Raw genomic sequence first — 549 nt, forward strand, 5'->3', positions numbered from 1 at the left:
GCTACTTGTATAAGGGCTTGATTTTCTGTCCACCAAGTGGTAAGAGTTCCCCAGATCGTCATGATAAAGGTACTAATCTCTTGAAGAATAACTGAAATAAAAGCATAGATGGCATTCCAGATTTCAATGACTGCTGTCCGAAAGCCTTCATTGTTTTGCCACAGTTCTTGAATCCCAACGACTAATAGGGCAATCACTGCTATGATGCCTAGAACTGTTCCAACAATCGGAGCTGCTGCAACGACCAATCCGCCAATGGTCGTTCCCATGGCGACTGCTGCCGCTTGAAGGGCTAAGAGTCCAGGTAACAACAGACCGACAACTGTAATTAAACCACCCATAATGACAATAAAGGTCTGAATGGGACTAGGTAAGTTGCTGAACCAATTGGCGACAGCTTGTAGTAATTGAGCCAATAATTCTAAGACTGGTGCTAGAGCTTCAGCTAAAACACCACCAACCTCTGCCATGGCAGCTTTAGCAGTATTTTGTGCAATCGTAAATTTATCAATCGGATCAAGTGTTGCTTCATAAGTTGACGTCACAACT

1 pseudogene is annotated in these 549 nt (G+C 43.5%); it reads right to left on the bottom strand.

Features of this window, described 5'->3' with window-relative positions:
• Positions 1-549: pseudogene (locus tag D8792_RS11290) on the bottom strand (phage tail tape measure protein); the annotation flags it as partial.

The organism is Streptococcus cristatus (assembly GCF_003943505.1).
In the GTDB taxonomy this organism is placed as follows: domain Bacteria; phylum Bacillota; class Bacilli; order Lactobacillales; family Streptococcaceae; genus Streptococcus; species Streptococcus cristatus_E.